This is a genomic window from Micromonospora sp. C31 (assembly GCF_018070575.1).
Taxonomy (GTDB): Bacteria; Actinomycetota; Actinomycetes; order Mycobacteriales; family Micromonosporaceae; genus Micromonospora.
Window position 1 is genome coordinate 62,930 of record NZ_JAGPXN010000007.1, and the last position, 14,575, is coordinate 77,504.

The window sequence follows — 14,575 nt, forward strand, 5'->3', positions numbered from 1 at the left end:
GGATCATGCGGGGATCCGGTCACCAGCGGGTCGTCTCGTTCTTGTGGCCGAGCGCCGCCCACACCTCGGAAACCGTCTGGTAGCGGGTGCCCTCGGGCAACCGTTCCAGTTCGGTGACGATGTCCGCTGGCGCCTCGTTGTCCCGCGCGTTGGCGATCAGCGTCTCCCGGTCACCGGGCAGGGCGGTCATCGTGATGAACCGGCCGAGCCGGCTGCGTCGCTCGACGTCCTCGGAGCTCATCCCCTTGGGAGCGCCCGTACGCAGTTCGCCGGCGGGGGCCGTGGTCGGTTCCGGCTGGTCCTCACCCGCCGGCTCCGGCACACGGGACTCGTCGACCCGCGAGCCGCCGGTCCCCGGCCCCTGCACGAGGCCGCTGACCTCCCGGCTCATCTGCTCGTCGACCCTCGGTCCGTGCTTGCTGCTGCCACGTTCCATGCCTTCTGCGCTACCCGGTGGCGCCGGCGGTAAACGGTCCGGCGCGGCTCCTTGCCGCGGGCGGCGACGGTGCGGGCCGGTAGACCCGTCGCGCGTCACGTGGCGGCCGGCGTCTTCGGGGGCAGGACCGGCTCCTCGGCGTCCGGCTCGCCGGCCTGGAGCATCCGGCCGCGCTGGAGCTCCGCGTTGATCTGCACCCCGAGCATCAGCGCCGAGTTGGACAGGTAGAGCCAGACCAGGAACGCGATCACCGCCCCCAGGCTGCCGTAGGTGGCGTCGTACGAGCCGAAGTTGGCCACGTAGAGGCCGAAGCCGAAGGAGGCGAGGGCCCAGGCGACCAGGGCGACCGCGCCGCCCGGGGTGAGCCAGCGGAACCGGGGCTGTCGGACGTTGGGCGCGATCCAGAACAGCAGGCTGAGCAGCACCATCATGACCAGCGCGAGCACGGGCCACTTGGCGATGCTCCACGCCGTACGTGTCAGTCCGCCGGCGTTGATCAGGTCGCCCACCGCGTCGGTGACCGGCCCGCTGACGATCAGCCCGGTGGCGACGACCGCCATGAGCACCAGCGACACCGCCGCCAGGCCGATCTGGATCGGCCGCAGCTTCCAGACCGGCCGCCCCTCCTCGACCCCGTAGACGGCGTTGGAGGCCCGGGTGAACGCGCCGATGAAGTTGGAGGCCGACCAGAGGGCACCGAGCAGACCGAAGCTCAGCAGCGCGCTGGCCGAGTCGTTCTGGTCCACCACGCCCCGGACGACGCCGACGAAGCCCTCGTTGGCCACCACCGAGCCGGCGCCCATGTCCCGGGCCAGGTCCAGCACGGTGTCGACGGTCCGCTCGCCCTTGGACACCAGCCCGACCAGGGCGACCACCACGATCGTGGACGGGAAGAGCGCGAGCACCCCGTAGTAGGTGAGCGCGGCGGCCCAGTCCGCGCAGTTGTCCTTGACGAAGTTGCGCACGCTGCGCACCAGCACGCCACGCCACGTACGCCAGCTCAGCTGCCGCACCCGGCGGGGGACCAGCGGCCGCCGCTCCCCGGTGCGCGCCGCGCCGGGTTCCGTCGTCGTCATGTCCGCTCCCTGTCCCCGGCCCCGGATGACCCGGCGCATCCGGCTTCGCCTGGCCCGCCCGTACCCCTGGCCGGAAATCGACAAACCCGACCACCCGGTTTGCCGGTCGGGCGCGGGGGAACGATCGACACGGAACCCATCGACGAGGAGGAGGACGAGAGATGCCCGGGCGCGAGGTACTGCCCAGCACGCTGCGACGCTCCCCCAAGAAGGCGCAGCGCACCTGGGAGAAGACGCACGACTCGGCCGTGGAGACGTACGGCGAGGGGGAGCGGGCGCACCGCACCGCCTTCGCCGCCGTCAAGCACGAGTTCGAGAAGGTGGGCGACCACTGGGAGCCCAAGGGCCGCAAGGGGCCGAGCGACCGCCAGGCGGCCGGCGGCGGACCGGAGCGCCGCGCGCCCACGGCCGGCGGGGTGGACGCCAACGCCACCAAGGACCACCTGATGAAGGTGGCCCGCAAGCTGGACGTGCCCGGCCGTTCGACGATGACCAAGCCGGAACTGGTCAAGGCCATCGAGAAGGCGAACAACCGGCAGACCGCCAAGGCCCGCGGCCGCTGACCCATGTTTCGGGTACGCGACGCAGGGGCTGTCCGCGCGCGGACAGCCCCTGCGCGTGTCTCAAGAGCCCCTGCCGGACCTCACCAGTGGCCGCCGCCGGGCGCCTCGATGTGGACCGCCTTCGTCGCGGTGAACTCGTCCAGCAGTTCCGGGCCGTAGCCGAAGCCGTGCCCGCTGGCGCGGCGCGGGTGCGCGGCGCCGCCCGGCGCCCCGCCGAACACCGCGTTGACCTTCACGGTGCCGACCGGCAGCTCCCGCCAGGCGCGCTGGGCGTGGCTCATCGACCCGGTCAGCACCGTCGCGGCCAGCCCGTACGGCGAGTCGGCCGCGCACCGCAGCGCCTCGGAGAACGAGTCGACGGCGACGATCGGGGCGACCGGACCGAACGTCTCCTCCCGCACCACCGTCATGTCGTGCCGGCAGTCGGTGAGCACGGTCGCCGGGTAGAACGACCCGGGACCGTCGGGCAGCGTGCCGCCGGTGCGGATCCGCGCGCCCTGGGCCACCGCCGCGGTCACCTGCCCGTGCACGTGGTCGCGGTGCCGCCGGTCCACCAGCGGCCCCAGCCCGGTACGCGGGTCGCGTCCCGGGCCCGTCCGCAACTGCTCGGCCCGCTCCACCAGCGCCTGCGCGAAGTCCTCCACGACGTCCCGGTGCACGTAGATCCGCTCCACGGCGACGCAGATCTGCCCCGCGTTGGCGAACGCGCCGAGCGCCGCCTGCGCGGCCGCCCACACCGGGTCGACGTCGCCGTCCACGACGAGCGGGTCGCTGCCGCCGTTCTCCAGCAGCACCTTCGCCCCGGTCCGCGCCGCCGCGGCCGCGATGGCCCGCCCGGTGGCGGTGGAGCCGACGTGGGCGACGACGTCCACCTCCTGCGCGGCCAGCGCCGCGCCGACCTCCGCACCCCCGGTCAGCAGCGACAGCACCCCGGGCGGCAGCGCGGAGTCCAGCGCCTTCGCCAGCAGCCAGCCGGTCGCCGGGGTGCGCTCGCTCGGCTTGTGCAGCACCACGTTGCCGGTGACCAGGGCCGCGCCGAGCAGCCCGCAGGAGACCGCCACCGGGTCGTTCCACGGGGTGATCGCGGCGACCACCCCGCGCGGCTGCGGCGTCATGAAGTCGAGGGCGTGGGTGCCGCCGTGCAGGGTCCGCCCGCCGCGCACCGGGGCCAGCTCCGCGTACTGCCGCAGCGTGGCGATCCCCGCCTCGACACCGCCCCGGGCGTCCGACAGGGGCTTGCCCATCTCGGTCGTCGTCGCCCGGGCCAGGTCTTCCGCGACCGCCGCCACGGCGTCCGCCGCCCGGTGCAGGGCCGCCGCGCGTTCCGCGGGAGCGGTCGCCGCCCACTCCGCCGCGGCGCCGCGTGTCGCCTCCACCGCCTTGCCGACCTCGTCGGCCGTCGCCACCGGCGCCGAGCTGACCGGGGAGCCGTCGGCCGGATCGTGTACGACCAGCTCGCCACCCTCGCCGCCCGCGCCCCACACTCCGCCTATGAGCTGCGCAACCGTGTACATGGCAGTGCATGCCCCGGTCCCGGCGCGGCAAACGCGTTTCGCCCGGTTGCTGGCCGGGTAGGCGGGTCGGATGAGTTCCCCCGGCGCGGAGAGCGCGGATGCCGTCGTCGTCGGAGCCGGCCACAACGGCCTGGTCGCCGCCAACCTGCTGGCCGACGCCGGCTGGGACGTGCTGGTGTTGGAGGCCACGGCCGCGCCGGGTGGGGCGGTACGCTCGGCCGAGGTGACGGCGCCCGGCTACCTGAGCGACCTCTACAGCTCCTTCTACCCCCTCGGCTACGCCTCGCCGGTGCTGCGCGGGCTGGGGCTCGACCGTCACGGGCTGCGCTGGCGGCACTCCCCGGACGTGCTGGCCCACCTGATGCCCGACGGGCGGGCGGCGGTGCTCAACCGCGACCCGGAGGCCACCGCGGCCTCGCTGGAGGCGTTCGCGCCGGGCGACGGCAGGCGCTGGCTGCACGCGTACGACGACTGGTGCCAGGTGGCCGAGCCGATGCTGACGGCCATCACCTCGCCGTTCCCGCCGGTACGCGGGGGCGTGGGCCTGCTGCGTCGGCTTCGGGCGTCCGGGGCGCTGCGGCTGGCCCGGCGGCTGGTGGTGCCGGTGCGCAAGCTCGGCGACGAACTCTTCGAGGGCGCGGGGGGCCCGGCGTTGCTGGCCGGTTGTGCCCTGCACACCGACCTCTCGCCCGAGGAGGCCGGTTCGGGCGTGTACGGCTGGCTGCTCGCCATGCTCGGCCAGCAGGTCGGCTGGCCGGTGCCCGACGGCGGGGCGCAGAAGATCACCGACGCGCTGGTGGCCCGGCTGACCGAGCGCGGCGGCCGGATCCTCTACGGCGCACACGTCGACCGGGTGCTGACCGCGCGCGGCCGGGCGATGGGCGTGCGTAGCGTCGGCGGCGCCCTCTGGCGGGCCCGCCGGGCGGTGCTCGCGGACGTCCCCGCGCCCGCGCTCTACCTGGACCTGGTCGGTGCGGCGGCGCTGCCGCCGCGGCTCGTGGAGGACCTGGCGCACTTCCGCTGGGACGGCTCGACGCTGAAGGTGGACTGGGCGTTGTCGGCCCCCGTGCCGTGGACCAACCGGGCGGTCGCCACCGCCGGTACGGTGCACCTCGGCGCGGACCTGGACGGGCTCACCGGCTACGCCGCCGCGCTGGCCCGTAAGGAGATCCCGCGCGACCCGTTCCTGCTGCTGGGGCAGATGTCGGTGGCCGACCCGAGCCACTCGCCGCCGGGCACGGAGTCGCTGTGGTCGTACACCCACCTGCCGTTTCGCCGGCAGTGGCGGGCCGAGGACATCGCCGCGCACGTGGAGCGGATGGAACAGGTGCTGGAGGAGGCCGCGCCGGGCTTCCGCAGCCTGATCGTGGGGCGGCACGTGGCCGGGCCGGCCGAACTGGAGGCGGGCGACCCGAGCCTGGTCGGCGGCGCGCTCGGCGGCGGCACCGCCGCCGCGTACCAGCAGCTGTTCCTGCGCCCGATCCCCGGCCTGGGCCGCGCGGACACCCCGGTGGACCGCCTGTTCCTGGCCAGCGCGTCGGCGCACCCGGGCGGCGGCGTGCACGGTGCCCCCGGCGCGAACGCCGCCCGCGCCGCCCTGGCCCGCGACCGTGCCCTGACCGGCCCCCTGTACGCGGCCGGGATCGGGGCCGCGCACCGCGCGATCTACCGTTGAGCCGTTGGCCCGTTGGCCCCCGTTGCGCCCGGACGAGCGGGGGGCCTCACCGGCCGACCAGCCGATCGGTGTCCGTCCTGCCACCTACGTATCCGGAACTCGGCCAAGGCGGGACCGGCCGGACGTTGGGGCCCCGCGAGCCACACGACATGGATGTTGTCGCTCACAGGGAGTGAATTCGCGCTGGTTGGCCAGACCGTCCGTCCCGCCCTTTGCTCTGCAGCCACATACGCAACGGTTGCCGTGGGTAACCGTTGGTAGGTAGTGCCACCACATCGTGGAGGGATGAAGGCCAGGTCGATGGCGTGGTGCGTCCCTGGCTGCAGAGCAAAGGGCGGGCGACGGCAAGGCCGAGGCCGGCACGCGGGTAACGCGGAGTAAGGCTGCGCTCCGTAATCGTGGGGTCGGTGATGGGCCTCGATGGCCGGCGCCGAGGGCCACGCCGTCATGTCCATGCCCACGGGCCGGGAAGCCCTGGGCCCCCTCGTTCCCCTGCCCGCCGGCCTGCCGCCCTGCCCGCCGGCCTGCCGCCCTGCCCGCGCCGGCCCGCCGCTCTGCTGGCCCGAGACGGACAGCGGCCTGACGGGACAGCGCGAGGCAAGGCGGGACAGCGGGCAAGGCGGGGCAGGGCGGAACTCGGGTCGGAGCTGGCGGGACGACGCAGGGCAGAGGCAGGCAGAGGCAGGCAGGGGCAGGCAGGGGCAAGGCGGGTGGGCCGGGTGGCGACCGGCCGCTCAGCGTTCGATGTTGCGGTGCTTGCTGCGCAGCTTGAACGGCATCAGCGCGCTCTCGATCTTGGTCGAGGTGGTCATCTTCGACGCGCCGTCGCGCCGCTCCTCGAAGCGGATCGGCACCTCCAGGATGGTGTGTCCCAACTTGGTGGCCAGGTAGTGCATCTCCACCTGGAAGCTGTAGCCGTTGGACTGCACCCGCTCCAGGCCGATGTCGCGCAGCGCGTCCGCCCGCCAGATCTTGAAGCCGGCGGTGAGGTCGCGGATCCGCACCCGCAGCAGCGTGTGCACGTAGAGGTTGGCCCAGCCGCTGAGCGCCCGCCGGTAGAGCGGCCAGTTCTCGTCCAGCTCGCCGCCGGGCACGTAACGGGAGCCGATCACCACGCCGGCCTGGGTGGAGAGCAGCGCGCCGAGCATGCCCGGCAGCGCCTCCGGTGGGTGCGACAGGTCGGCGTCCATCTGCGCCACGTACTCGGCGCCGCCGTCGAGCGCGCGCCCGATGCCGTCCACGTACGCCCGGCCGAGGCCCTCCTTGCCGGCCCGGTGCACGACCTCGACCCGGTCGGGGTGCTCGATGGCCAGCTTGTCCCCGACCTCACCCGTGCCGTCCGGCGAGTTGTCGTCGGCGACCAGGATCTTCAGGCCCGGCAGCGGCAGGGCCAGCAGCCGCTCGACCAGCACCGGGAGGTTGCCCGCCTCGTTGTAGGTGGGAACCACGACGGTCAGGCGTGCGTCCCGCCACGGCACGGGCAACTGCACGGGTTCGATCATGTCGGACATCCTCGGTCGGCGGACAGGGCTCCCTCAGAGCGTAGCCAGTTGCCACATCCGGGTCGAAAAGGCCACCCCTACCGCCCCGTCATCCGGCCCGACGGGGACGAGTCCGGGGTCAGCGGAGGCGACGGGCCAGCGCGGCGAGGGCCACCGTCAGCCCGGCCAGGGCGACGCCGGAGACGGCCGGCTTGTGCGTACCGACCCACAGGGCCGCCGAGCGGGCGCGGGCCCGATCGGTGAAGACTCCCTCCGCGCCCCGGTCCCGGTCGTCGTCACCGGGACTGTCCAGGTTGTCCCGCCAGGTGGCCGGGTCGATCAGGGCCTCGGTCTGCTGGCTTTCGTAGCCGTCGCGCGCCAGCTTCCGGTCGAGCAGGCCGGGCGCGAGGACGTCGCCGAGGCGGGCACGCCAGGTCGGTCCACCCACGTTCAGCTCGCGCGGCCCGTGGTCGGCCGCCCAGACGATCGCCCTCGCCGCCACCTCGGGCGCGAAGATCGGCGGTACGGGCTGGGGGTGCCGGGGCAGCCGGGTGCGTACCCAGGAGAACTGTGGGGTGTTTATCGCCGGCAGTTGCACCATCGACAGCCGCACGCCGGGACAGTCGTGCAGCAGCTCCGCCCGCAGCGAGTCGTTGAAGCCCTGCACCGCGTGCTTGCTAGCGCAGTACGCCGACTGCAACGGGATCCCCCGGTAGGCCAGGGCGGAGCCCACCTGCACGATCGCACCCCGACCACGGGCCCGCATGTGCCGCAGCGCCGCGAGGGTGCCGTGCACGGTGCCGAGGTAGTTGACCTCGGTGACCCGCCGGAACTCGGTGGCCGAAATCTCCCACGCCGGGGCGAAGACCGAGGCCATGGCGTTGTTCACCCACACGTCGATGCCGCCGAAGCGGTGCACCACGTCGTCGGCGGCCTGCTGCACCGCCCCGGCGTCGGCCACGTCCACCCGGTACGTGCGCACGTCCGAGGCGCCCAGTTCCCGGCAGTCGCGCTCGGCGGCGGCCAACCCGGCCTCGCCCCGGGCGAGCAGCGCGAGCCGGGCACCGCGCTCGGCGTACCGGCGGGCGACCGCCCGTCCCACGCCGGCGCTCGCCCCGGTGACCACGACGGTCCGCGTCATGCCTCCCCCTTCTGCCGCATCGCGATGTCGGCCAGCCTGGTCAGGGTCTCCTTGTTGCGTTGGTGCAGCACCAGGTCGTTGACCTTGTTGCGCACCCAGCGCAGCGGGCCGGCGGCGAAGTCCTCACCGATGCGTACCCGGGTGGCGTCCGTGCCGACCGCTTCGAGGGTGAACACCACGACGGCCTCCCCGGCCGGCCAGAGGCCGGCGCGGATGACCAACCGACGCGGCGGCTCGCACGTCAGCACCGTCGAGGAGTCGTGCAGGGAACACGGCCACGGCCCGGCCTTGTGGTGCAGCTGGCTGCCCACCCGGGGCCAGGCGTCGTCCACGTCGCGGACGTGCACCGTGCCCACGACCCAGTCGCTGTACGTCCATCCGTCCGCCAACACCGCCCAGACCTGCTCCGGGGGAGCCTCGATCACCTTCTCCACGATCGCCACCCCACTTCCGTACCCCGAGCGCGTCCGGGGCTAACGGTGCCGGTGGGTTAGCTTCTCCCGGGCGACGGGTAACGGCAGCTGTGGGCCGGCGTGTCGACACCGCCGGCGATCGACGCGGCGGCGCGTCCACCACGACGTTTACTCCCCGGGGCGCCGGGAACCCGCCGGCTGTGCGACAGGACCAGGTCGAGCCGGATCAGCGCAGGTCAGCCCGGGTTTTCGCCGGGGCTGACGAGATCGCGTCCGGGCCCGCCCTGTTCGACGCGGTGCTGCTGGACCGCGACGGCACCCTCATCGAGGACGTGCCGTACAACGGCGATCCCGACAAGGTGCGGCCGATGCCGGGGGCCCGCGCAGCCCTGGACCGGTTGCGGGCGGCGGGCCTGCGGCTGGCGGTGGTGACGAACCAGTCCGGCCTGGCCCGGGGGCTGTTCGGCGAGGCGCAGCTGCGGGCGGTGCACACCCGGGTCGAGCAGATGCTGGGGCCGTTCGACGCCTGGGCGGTCTGTCCGCACGACGACGGCGACCGATGCGGATGCCGCAAGCCGGCCCCGGGGCTGGTGCATGCGGTGGCCCGGGAGCTGGGCACCGTGCCGTCGCGGTGCGTGCTGGTGGGGGACATCGGGCGGGACATGACCGCCGCGTCGGCAGCGGGGGCGTCGGGGATCCTGGTGCCCACGCCGGTGACCCGCCCGCAGGAGGTGGCCGCCGCGCCCCAGGTCGCGCCCGACCTGCCGGCTGCGGTGGCGGAGATCCTGCGCCGCCAGGCGGCGGTCGACCCGGCGACGTACGGGCACGCCGACGCCCGCCCGGCCCACCCACCTGGCGTCGGTGGGCGGCGGACGGGGACGGTGCTGGTGGTACGCGCCGACTCGGCGGGGGACGTGCTGGTCACCGGGCCCGGTATCCGGGCCGTCGCCGCCGGCGCGCAGCGGGTGGTGCTGCTGTGCGGACCCCGGGGGCGGGCCGCGGCGGAACTCCTGCCCGGCGTCGACGAGATCGTCGAACACCGGCTGCCCTGGATCGATCCCGCGCCCGCCCCGGTCGACCCCGCCGACATCCGTCAGCTCACCGACCGGCTCGCCGCCGTGGGCGCCGACGAGGCGGTCGTCTTCACCAGCTTCCACCAGTCGCCCCTGCCCCTGGCCCTGCTGCTGCGCCTGGCCGGGATCCGCCGGGTCAGCGCCATCAGTGACGACTACCCGGGCAGCCTGCTCGACGTCCGGCACCGCGTGCCGCTCGGCGTACCCGAGGCGGAGCGCGCGCTCTCGCTCGCCGCCGCCGCCGGCTTCGCCCTCGCCGAGCACGACGGACCCGCCCTGCGCCTGCGTCCGGTGCCGGCGCCGCCGCCCGAGGCCGGCACGCCGGGCTACGTGGTGCTGCACCCCGGCTCGGCGGCGCAGGCCCGGGGTTGCCCGCCGGAGCTGGCCGCGCGGATCGCCCGTGCCCTGACGGCCGCCGGCCACCGGGTGGTGGTCACCGGCGGCCCCGACGAGCGCGAGCTGACCGCGCGGGTGGCCGGCGACGTGGCCGTCGACCTGGGCGGGCGTACGTCCCTCGCCGCGCTGGCCGCGACGGTCGCCGGTGCCGGCGCGCTCGTGGTCGGCAACACCGGCCCCGCCCATCTCGCCGCCGCCCACCGAGTGCCGGTCGTCAGCCTCTTCGCCCCCACCGTCCCGTTCGGGCAGTGGGGGCCGTGGCGGGTGCCCACGGTGCGGCTCGGCGACGCCGAGGCGCCCTGCCGGGACACCCGCGCGGCCCGCTGCCCGGTGCCCGGACACCCCTGCCTCGGCGGCCTCGAACCCGGGCAGGTCATCGACGCGCTGCGGCTGCTCGGGGTGACCCCACCGGCCCGGCCCGCGCCGCGCGCCGCGGACCGGACGACCGGCGTGCCGGCGGGGGCCAGCACCGGCGGGAGCGGCCGGTGAACCTGCTGCTCTGGCACGTGCACGGCTCCTGGACCACATCGTTCGTGCACGGCAAGCACCGGTACCTGGTGCCCGTCACCCCGGACCGGGGCCCCTACGGCCTCGGCCGCGCCCGCACCTACCCCTGGCCCGACACGGCCGTCGAGGTGACCCCCGAGCAGTTGCGTACCGCCGACGTCGACCTGGTCGTCCTGCAACGACCCGAGGAGATCGACCTCGCCGAGCGGTGGCTCGGACGCCGGCCCGGCCGCGACGTCCCCGCCGTCTACGTCGAGCACAACACGCCCAAGGACGGCGCCGTCCCCGACAGCCGGCACCCCATGGCCGACCGCGACGACCTGCTCGTCGCCCACGTCACCGGGTTCAACGAGCTGTTCTGGGACACCGGCGCCACCCGCACCGCGGTGGTCGACCACGGCATCGTCACCCCCGTCGCGGAGTACACGGGCGAACTCGACCGGCTCGCGGTGGTCATCAACGAGCCGGTACGCCGCTGGCGGGTCACCGGTACCGACCTGCTGCCCCGCTTCGCCGAGATCGCCCCGCTGGACGTCTTCGGCATGAAGGTCGCCGGGCTGGCCGAGCACCTGGGCCTGCCCGCCGACCGGCTCACCAGCCACGACGACGTGCCCCAGCACCGGATGCACGCCGAGTTGGGGCGGCGGCGGGCGTACCTGCACCTGTGCCGGTGGACCTCGCTCGGGCTGAGCCTGATCGAGGCGATGTCCATCGGGATGCCGGTGGTGGCGCTGGCCGCCACCGAGGCGGTGATGGCGGTGCCACCCGGGGCGGGCGCACTGTCCACCCGGCTCGACGTCCTGCTCGACGCCGCCCGCCGGTTCGTCGACGAACCGGCGCAGGCGCGACTGGCGGGGGAGCGGGCCCGCGTCGCCGCCCGGGACCGCTACGGCCTCGACCGTTTCCTCGCCGACTGGGACCGGCTGCTGGAGGAGGAAGTATGCGCATCGCGATGATCTCGGAGCACGCCAGCCCGCTCGCCATCCTGGGCGGCGAGGACGCGGGCGGTCAGAACACGCATGTCGCCGAGCTCTCCGCCGCCCTCGCGGCCGCCGGGCACGACGTGCGGGTCTACACCCGCCGCGACGCGGTCGACCTGCCCGTCGCGGTACGCAGCGCGGACGGCTACGACGTGGTGCACGTCCCGGCGGGGCCGGCCGAGCCGGTCGCCAAGGACGCCCTGCTGCCGCACATGAGGGAGTTCAGCCGCTGGCTGGTCGACCGGTGGCGGGGCGGCGACTGGACGCCCGAGGTCATCCACGCGCACTTCTGGATGAGCGGCCTCGCCGCGCTGGCCGCCAGCCGGCAGACCGGGGTGCCGGTCGTGCAGACGTACCACGCCCTGGGCGTGGTCAAGCGCCGGCACCAGGGCGTGCAGGACACCAGCCCGGCCCGGCGGATCGGCTACGAACGGGAGCTGGGCCGGGCCGTCGACCGGGTCGTCGCCCAGTGCCGCGACGAGGTCGGCGAACTGACCCGGATGGGCGTGCCCCGGTCCCGGATGACGGTCGTGCCGTCCGGCGTCAACCTGGGCACGTTCGCCCCGCTCGGGCCGACCGCCGAGCGCGAGGACGGCCGGGCGCGGATCCTGACCGTCGGCCGGCTGGTCGAACGCAAGGGCTTCCAGACCGTCGTGCGGGCCATGGCGTACGTGCCCGGAGCCGAGTGCGTGGTGGTCGGCGGCCCGCCCGCCGGCCTGTTGGAGACCGACCCGTACGCCCGCCGGCTGCGCGCCCTCGCGGTCAGCTGCGGGGTGGCCGACCGGGTGCGGCTGGTCGGGGCGGTGCCCCGCGAGGAGATGGGCCGCTGGTACCGCTCGGCGGACGTCCTGGTGGCCGCCCCCTGGTACGAGCCGTTCGGGCTCACCCCGCTGGAGGCGATGGCCTGCGGCGTGCCCGTGGTGGGTACCGCCGTCGGCGGGATCAAGGACACCGTGGTCGAGGGCGTCACCGGCGACCTGGTGCCGGCCCGGGACCCGCGTGCGCTGGGCGCCGCGATCCAGGGGCTGCTCGACGACCGGATCCGCCGCTTCGCGTACGCGACGGCGGCCCGGGAGCGGGCCCGGCGGCGGTACTCCTGGGCGGCGACCGCGGAGCGGCTGGTGGAGGTCTACGGCGACGTGGCGGCGGTCCGCCGGCCGACCCGGGTGGTGGCCTGATGGCGGCGGACACCCCGCTGGAGGCGCACCTGACGAACCTGGCGGCGGCGCTGGCGCCCTTCCGGCGGCACGAGCCGCTGCTGGCCCGGTGGGGGGCGGCCCTGGCCCGCCGGCTGGTCGACGGCGGCCGGCTGCTGGTGGCCGGCAACGGGGGCAGCGCCGCCGAGGCCCAGCACCTCACCGCCGAGCTGGTCGGCAAGCTGCGCGAGGACCGTCAGCCCCTGTCCGCCCTCGCGCTGCACGCGGAGACCTCCGCGATGACCGCCATCGGCAACGACTACGGCTACGACGAGGTCTTCGCCCGCCAGGTGCGCGCCCACGGCCGCGACTGCGACATCCTGCTGCTGCTGTCGACCAGCGGCAGCAGCGCCAACCTGCTCGCCGCGGCGCGGGCCGGACGCGACGGCGGGCTCACCTGCTGGGCCCTGACCGGCCCCGCTCCCAACCCGCTGGCGGAGCTGTGCCACGACGTGCTGGCCGTCGACTCACCCGACAGCCAGGTCGTCCAGGAACTGCACCTCGTGACCAGCCACCTCCTCTGCGAGTACGTGGAGCGGGAGTTGCCGGTGGCGCTCGCCGTGCCCGTACGGACCGGGGTCGAGGTGGTGCTCGACGGCGGTGCGGCCCAGCAGGCCCAGGGCGTGATGAGGAGGCAAGCGTGAGGGGACCCGTCGTGGTGGTCGGTGACACCCTGCTGGACCGGGACGTCGAGGGGGTGGTGAACCGGCTCTGCCCGGACTCGCCGGTGCCGGTGCTGGACGAGACCGCACACGTCGACCGGCCCGGCGGCGCCGGACTGGCCGCGGTCTTCGCCGCCGCGCGGGGCGCCGACGTGGTGCTGGTGACCGCGCTGGCGGACGACGCGGGCGGGGCCCGGCTCAGCTCGTTGCTCACCGACGCCGGTGTGCAGGTCTATCCCCTCGGGCTGCGCGGCGGCACGCCGGAGAAGGTCCGGCTGCGCGCCCGGGGCCGGGTGCTGCTGCGCCACGACCGGGGCGGGGCGGCCGGTACGCCGGGCGAGCCGTCCGAGGCGGTGCTGCGGGTGATCGCCCGCGCCTCCGTCGTGCTGGTCAGCGACTACGGGCGAGGCGTAGCGCGGCAGCCCGCGCTGCGGGCGGCGCTGGCCGCCACCCGGGCGCCGGTGGTCTGGGACCCGCACCCGCGGGGGCCGGTGGCCGTCGCGGGGGTGCACCTCGTCACGCCGAACGAGGCCGAGGTGCGGGAGCTGGTCACGGTCGCGCCGGGGGCGACCCGGCTGGCGACGGCGGCGCGGGGCGCGCAGGGGCTGCGCCAGCGCTGGCGTGCCGGCGCGGTCGCGGTGACCCTGGGCGGGGACGGCGCGCTGCTCTGCCACGCCGGCGCGACACCGATGGTGGTGCCCGCCCCGGCCACCGCCGAGGGGGACACCTGCGGTGCCGGCGACCGGTTCGCGGCCACCGCCAGTCTCGCCCTGGCACGGGGGGCGCTGGTCTCCGAGGCGGTGCAGGAGGCGGTGGCGGAGGCGTCGGCGTACGTGGCCAACGGGGGAGTGGCGACGGCGCTGCCGCAGCCGGCGCGTCCGCTGCCGCCGGCGGTCTCCAGCCCCGGCGGGGAGCGGGTCGGCGTGGCCGCGGCGGCCGGCGTGGTGGCGGCGGTACGCGCGTCCGGCGGCACGGTGGTGGCCACCGGTGGCTGCTTCGACCTGCTGCACGCCGGGCACGTCGCGACGTTGCAGGCCGCCCGTCAGCTCGGTGACTGCCTGGTGGTCTGCCTCAACTCCGACGCGAGCGTGGCGGGGCTGAAGGGCCCGGACCGGCCGGTCATCCCGCAGGGCGACCGGGCCCGGCTGCTCGCGGCGCTGAGCTGCGTCGACGCGGTCATGATCTTCGACGAGTCCACCCCGCACGCGGCGCTGTCGTGGCTGCGGCCGGACGTCTGGGTCAAGGGCGGCGACTACGTCGGCGACGGCGGCGAGCCCGCCCTGCCCGAGGCGGAGGTGCTGCGCCGGTGGGGCGGCAACGCCGTGGTCGTGCCGTACCTGGACGGCCGCTCCACCACCGGGCTGATCGCCGCCGCCCGGTCGACCGGCACCGTCGGGGTGCCGCTCACCGACACCGTGCCGCCGGCCTGCGCGCCGCCACCCGGCCCCGCCCACGACGGCGC

The 14,575-nt window shown here is 75.4% G+C and carries 12 protein-coding genes and 1 pseudogene; 7 read left to right on the top strand and 6 right to left on the bottom strand.

Annotated features, from left to right (window positions below; all coding sequences use genetic code 11):
• Positions 1–19: 19 nt before the first annotated feature.
• Together KBX06_RS11645 and KBX06_RS11650 are read right to left on the bottom strand one after the other, a co-directional pair.
• On the bottom strand, positions 20–436 hold the full coding sequence (locus KBX06_RS11645; protein ID WP_210834493.1) for a DUF2795 domain-containing protein: 417 nt from the start codon (positions 434–436) through the stop codon (positions 20–22).
• A gap of 95 nt (positions 437–531) precedes the next feature.
• A complete protein-coding gene (locus KBX06_RS11650; protein ID WP_210834494.1) occupies positions 532–1,512 on the bottom strand; it encodes a YihY/virulence factor BrkB family protein in 981 nt (326 codons plus the stop codon).
• Between the two features lie 161 nt (positions 1,513–1,673).
• On the opposite strand from KBX06_RS11650, the gene KBX06_RS11655 reads away from it, so the two are divergent.
• Entirely contained in the window at positions 1,674–2,075 is a 402-nt protein-coding gene (locus tag KBX06_RS11655) for a ChaB family protein (protein WP_089001082.1), read from the top strand.
• Between the two features lie 80 nt (positions 2,076–2,155).
• Here KBX06_RS11655 and KBX06_RS11660 read toward each other — a convergent pair whose 3' ends face one another.
• Positions 2,156–3,589, bottom strand: a complete 1,434-nt coding sequence (locus KBX06_RS11660; protein ID WP_210834495.1) for an aldehyde dehydrogenase — start codon at positions 3,587–3,589, stop codon at positions 2,156–2,158.
• 70 nt (positions 3,590–3,659) lie between these two features.
• Here KBX06_RS11660 and KBX06_RS11665 point away from each other — a divergent pair, with 70 nt between their 5' ends.
• Positions 3,660–5,264: an NAD(P)/FAD-dependent oxidoreductase gene (locus tag KBX06_RS11665; RefSeq protein WP_210834496.1), complete on the top strand. Its 1,605-nt coding sequence runs from the start codon at positions 3,660–3,662 to the stop codon at positions 5,262–5,264.
• A 734-nt stretch (positions 5,265–5,998) separates the two neighbouring features.
• On the opposite strand, the gene KBX06_RS11670 is transcribed toward KBX06_RS11665, so the two are convergent.
• From KBX06_RS11670 to KBX06_RS11680, 3 genes are all read right to left on the bottom strand, one after another.
• Complete coding sequence (locus KBX06_RS11670) at positions 5,999–6,766, bottom strand: polyprenol monophosphomannose synthase (protein WP_210834497.1); 768 nt, start codon at positions 6,764–6,766, stop codon at positions 5,999–6,001.
• Positions 6,767–6,884: 118 nt separating this feature from the next.
• The gene (locus KBX06_RS11675) at positions 6,885–7,886 is read right to left on the bottom strand and encodes an SDR family oxidoreductase (protein WP_210834498.1); all 1,002 of its coding nucleotides are present in this window, start codon (positions 7,884–7,886) and stop codon (positions 6,885–6,887) included.
• Positions 7,883–8,329 (bottom strand): SRPBCC family protein, encoded by a 447-nt coding sequence (locus tag KBX06_RS11680; RefSeq protein ID WP_210834499.1) that lies wholly within the window; start codon positions 8,327–8,329, stop codon positions 7,883–7,885. Before KBX06_RS11680 ends, KBX06_RS11675 begins: the two co-directional genes overlap by 4 nt.
• 236 nt (positions 8,330–8,565) lie before the next feature.
• On the opposite strand from KBX06_RS11680, the gene KBX06_RS11685 reads away from it, so the two are divergent.
• From KBX06_RS11685 to KBX06_RS11705, 5 genes and pseudogenes are all read left to right on the top strand, one after another.
• Positions 8,566–10,257 carry an HAD-IIIA family hydrolase gene (locus tag KBX06_RS11685; RefSeq protein WP_307854607.1) on the top strand — a complete coding sequence of 564 codons (1,692 nt, stop codon included), beginning with the start codon at positions 8,566–8,568 and terminating at the stop codon, positions 10,255–10,257.
• Positions 10,254–11,231 (top strand): glycosyltransferase, encoded by a 978-nt coding sequence (locus KBX06_RS11690; RefSeq protein WP_210834501.1) that lies wholly within the window; start codon positions 10,254–10,256, stop codon positions 11,229–11,231. Before KBX06_RS11685 ends, KBX06_RS11690 begins: the two co-directional genes overlap by 4 nt.
• The gene (locus KBX06_RS11695; RefSeq protein WP_210834502.1) at positions 11,216–12,433 is read left to right on the top strand and encodes a glycosyltransferase; all 1,218 of its coding nucleotides are present in this window, start codon (positions 11,216–11,218) and stop codon (positions 12,431–12,433) included. Before KBX06_RS11690 ends, KBX06_RS11695 begins: the two co-directional genes overlap by 16 nt.
• On the top strand, positions 12,430–13,095 hold the full coding sequence (locus KBX06_RS11700) for an SIS domain-containing protein (protein WP_210834663.1): 666 nt from the start codon (positions 12,430–12,432) through the stop codon (positions 13,093–13,095). Before KBX06_RS11695 ends, KBX06_RS11700 begins: the two co-directional genes overlap by 4 nt.
• A pseudogene (locus tag KBX06_RS11705) lies at positions 13,092–14,564 on the top strand (PfkB family carbohydrate kinase); the annotation flags it as partial. The gene KBX06_RS11700 and the pseudogene KBX06_RS11705, both read left to right, overlap by 4 nt.
• Between the last annotated feature and the right edge of the window lie 11 nt (positions 14,565–14,575).